Here is a 4,746-nt window from a genome sequence, read left to right on the forward strand (position 1 = left end):
GCCGCGATCACCACCGCCGACCTGCGCCCCCGGCTACACGCAAGCGACCTGCAAGTCATCGACATCGATGACCCGGCGGTGGAAACCCAATCCTGCACCGCATTACCGGCACCGGACCCGACGGACATCGCCTACCTCATCTACACCTCGGGCACAACGGGAGTCCCCAAAGGCGTTGCCATCACCCACCGCAACGCGACGCAGCTGCTGGCGTCGCTGGATGCGGGGCTGCCGCGCCCGGGTGTGTGGCCGCAGTGCCACACCCTGGCGTTCGACGTCTCGGTCTGGGAAGTCTTCGGGGCCCTGTTGCGTGGCGGGCGCCTGGTGGTGGTGCCCGAGTCAGTGGTGGTCTCGCCGGAGGACTTCCACGCCTTACTGGTCACCGAAGAGGTCAGTGTCCTCACCCAAACCCCCTCTGCGGTGGGGATGTTGTCGCCACAGGGCCTGGAGTCTGCGGCGTTGGTGGTGGTCGGTGAGGCGTGCCCGGCGGAGGTGGTGGATCGGTGGGCGCCCGGGCGGGTGATGATCAACGCCTACGGCCCAACCGAGACGACCATGTGCGTGGCGATCAGTGCTCCGCTGACACGCGGGTCGCGGGTGCCGATCGGTTACCCAGTACCGGAGGCGTCGCTGTTCGTGCTGGACGAGTGGTTGCATTTGGTGCCGGTCGGGGTGGTCGGCGAGTTGTATGTGGCCGGCGGCGGCGTGGGCGTTGGCTACGTGCACCGTTGCGGGTTGACGGCGTCGCGGTTCGTGGCGTGCCCGTTCGGCGAGACGGGAACGCGAATGTATCGCACCGGGGACCTGGTGTGCTGGGGTGCCGACGGGCAACTGCAATACCACGGCCGCGCCGACGAGCAGGTCAAGATCCGCGGGTATCGCATCGAGCTCGGCGAAATCCAAAGCGCCCTAGCCGAACTCGACGGGGTGCAGCAGGCGGTGGTGCTCGCCCGCGAGGACCGTCCCGGCGACAGGCGCCTGGTGGGTTACATCACCGGAACCGCCGACCCGGCCATAACCCGCGCCGAGCTGGGCGAGCGGCTCCCGGGCTACATGGTCCCGGCCGCGATCGTGGTGCTCGACGCGCTGCCGCTGACGGTCAACGGCAAGCTCGACACACGGTCTCTGCCGGCACCCGAATACCTGGACACCGATCACTACCGCGCCCCGACCGGCGCGGTCGAGGAGGTCCTGGCCGGCATCTACGCCGAAGTCCTCGGCGTCGAGCGCGTGGGGGTCGATGACTCGTTCTTCGAAATGGGCGGCGACAGCATCCTGTCGATGCAGGTGGTGGCCCGGGCCCGCGCCGCCGGGCTGAGGTGTCAGCCGCGCGACATCTTCGTCGAGCAGACCGTCGCCGGCCTGGCCCGGGTGACGGGGTCGGCGGCCACCGACGGGCCGACCGTCATCGATGACGGTGTGGGCCCGGTGATCCCCACGCCGATCATGCGCTGGCTGCAGACCGTGGACGGCCCGGTGGAGCAGTTCAACCAGACGATGGTGCTGCAGGCCCCCGCGGGAGTCACCGAGGCCGACGTTCTCGTCGTGCTGCAGGCCCTGCTCGACCGGCATGGCATGCTGCGGCTACGAGTCGACGATGGGCCCGCAGGCTGGGCGCTGACCGTGCCCGAACCCGGGTCGGTAAACGCCGACGCGTGCCTGCACACCGTCGACGTGTTGTCCGACGAGACGCTGGTCCGGGCGCGGTCGCGGCTGGACCCGGCGGCTGGGGTGATGGTCAGCGCGTTGTGGGTCAGCTCCACCAGCGAGTTGGTGGTGATCGTTCACCACCTGGCGATCGATGCGGTGTCGTGGCGAATCCTGTTGGAGGACTTCAACATCGCCTGGGCCCAGCATCACGCTGGCCAGCCGGTGGCGTTGCCGACGGGCGGCACGTCGTTCTCCCGGTGGGCCTCCCTGCTGGCCGATCATGCACACGCCCCTGAAGTTGTTGCCCAGGCCGACATTTGGCGGCAGGTGGCGGCGGTCCCGGCCGCACTGGCAGTGCCCGACCCCGAGCTCGACACCTATGCCAGCGCCGGCCACCTATCGATATCGCTGGATGCCGCCACCACCCGGCTGCTGCTCGACGAAGTGCCGGCGGCATTCCACGCCGGGATCCATGACATCTTGCTGATCGCGCTGGGCCTGGCGTGCGCGGAATTCCTCGGCATGCACGGCGCGCCGATCGGCATCGATGTGGAGGGCCACGGCCGCGCCGAGGACGTGGCCCCCGACGTGGACCTGTCGCGCACCGTGGGCTGGTTCACCACCAAATACCCCGTCGCGCTGAGCGTAGGCGATGCCGCACTCGGGGCGGTTGTCAAAGACATCAAGGAACAACTGCGCGCCCTGCCCGACGGTCTGACCTACGGTCTGCTGCGCTACCTCAACCCCGAGATCGGTTTGGCCGCATCCGATCCGGCGATCGGTTTCAACTACCTCGGGCGCCTCGGCGCGGCCTCGGCCGAAATGGCGACGGATCTGTGGCGGATCGACCCCGGCGGCATGTCGGTTACCGCGACGGCCGCGGCGGTGCCCATGCCGCTGGCGCACACCGTGGAGCTGACCGCCGCCGCCGTCGACACCGACACAGGCCCCCGGCTGGAGGCCGACTGGACGTGGGCGTGCTCGGCACTCGACGACGCGGGGATCAGCCGGCTCAGCCAACTGTGGTGTGACGCGCTGGCCGGCATCTGCGCTCATGTACGAAACGGCGGGGGCGGCTTGACCCCGTCCGACATCGCCCCCGCCCGGCTCAGCCAGCAGCAGATCGACGAGCTGCACCGGCAGTACCGGATCGCCGACGTGCTATCGCTGACCCCGATGCAGCAGGGGCTGCTCTTCCACGCGAGCAGCGCGCGGCCCAATGACGATGATCTGTACGCGATGCAGCTCGACCTCACCTTGACGGGTCCGCTAGACCCCGACCGCCTCCACCAAGCCGTGGACACCGTTGTCGCCCGCCACCCCAACCTGGTGGCCCGCTTCTGCAACCAATACGACCAACCGGTACAGATCATCCCGGCCGACCCCGTGGCGGCCTGGCGGTATGTCGACCTCAACGGCCATGACCTCGACGCCGAGGAGCGGGTCCAAGAACTGTGCGCCGCCGAACGCGCGGCGGTCTGCGACCTGGCCCATCCGCCGGCGTTTCGGGCCGCCCTGATCCGCACCGCACCCGATGCGCATCGATGCGTGCTCACCTTCCACCACATCGTGATGGACGGTTGGTCGCTGCCGATCCTGTTGCGGGACATATTTGCGGGCTATTACGGGCAGCGGCTGCCCGCGGCGGTGCCGTATCGCAGGTTTGTCACCTGGCTGGCCGATCGCGACCACGACGCCGCCCGCGCGGCCTGGCGCGAGGCGTTGGCGGGCTTCGACACCCCCACCCTGGTGGGCCCGCCGGGGCGGTCGGGGCTCGGGCGACGAGGCGTCGAATCGTACCGGGTGCCCGAGGGAATCACGCGAGCCGTGACCGAGCTGGCGCGCGCGCAGCACACCACCGTCAACACCGTGCTGCAGGCCGCCTGGGCACAGGTGCTGATGTGGCTGACCGGCCACCACGATGTCGCGTTCGGCACCGCGGTCTCGGGTAGGCCGGCCGACGTCGGTGGCGCGGAATCCATTGTGGGGCTGCTGATCAACACGGTGCCGGTGCGGGCCAGCGTCACCGCGGCGACCACCGTCGCCGACCTACTCGACCAGCTGCACAGCGCCAACAACCACACACTGGATCACCAGCACCTGGCGCTCACCGAAATCCACCGCGTCACCGGACACGAGCGATTGTTCGACACGCTGTTCGTCTACGAGAACTACCCGATCGACACCGGCGCATTAGCAGGCGCGGACGGATTGGCTATCACCGACCTGACCACCCGCGAACACAACGACCATCCGCTGACCATGCAAGCCATGCCGGGTCACCAACTGAGCCTTCGCGTCGAGTTCGACACCGACGTGTTCGATCCGGAGAGCATCGAGGTGCTCGTCGAGCGGTTGCAGCGGTTGTTGGCGGCGATGGCCGCCGACCCCGGACGGCGGCTTTCGTCTCTGGATGTGCTCGAGCTTGGTGAGCGCGCCCGCCTGGACGAGTGGGGCAACCGGGCGGTGTTGGCCCGGCCCGCGGTGCGGGTGTCGATTCCGGAGTTGTTCGCCGCGCAGGTGGCGCGCGCGCCGCGGGCGGTCGCGGTGAGTTTCCGGGGCGCCTCGATGACGTATCGCGAGTTGGATGAGGCCGCCAACCGGTTGGCGCACCTGCTGGCCGAACACGGTGCGGGCCCCGGACAGTGTGTGGCACTGCTGTTTTCGCGGTCCGCCGACGCGATAGTCGCGATTTTGGCCGTGCTCAAAACCGGGGCGGCCTATCTGCCGATCGACCCCGCGGTGCCGGCGGCGCGGGTCAGGTTCATGCTCGCGGACACGGCGCCGGTCGTTGCGATCACCACCACCGGCCTGGCAGAACGGCTGGAGGGCTGCGAATTGGCGGTCATCGATGTCGATGACCTGCGCATCTGCGGCCATCCGAGCACGAGCCTGTCGGCACCGGACCCGGACAACGTTGCCCACATCATCTACACCTCGGGGTCCACCGGTGCGCCCAAAGGCGTTGCGGTGACCCACCACAACGTCACCCGCTTGTTCGACTCCCCGGACGTCGGCGTCGAGTTGGCGGAAGGGCAGGTGTGGGCGCAGTTCCATTCGTATGCCTTCGACTTTTCGGTGTGGGAGATCTGGGGC

At 68.8% G+C, this 4,746-nt stretch carries 1 protein-coding gene; it reads left to right on the forward strand.

Annotated elements, in window-relative coordinates; genetic code table 11:
• On the forward strand, positions 1-4,746 hold a 4,746-nt coding region (locus OQ968_RS24660), incomplete at both ends, for a condensation domain-containing protein (protein WP_324682267.1).

The sequence above is a fragment of the Mycobacterium sp. 663a-19 genome (assembly GCF_035616495.1).
Taxonomy (GTDB): Bacteria; Actinomycetota; Actinomycetes; order Mycobacteriales; family Mycobacteriaceae; genus Mycobacterium.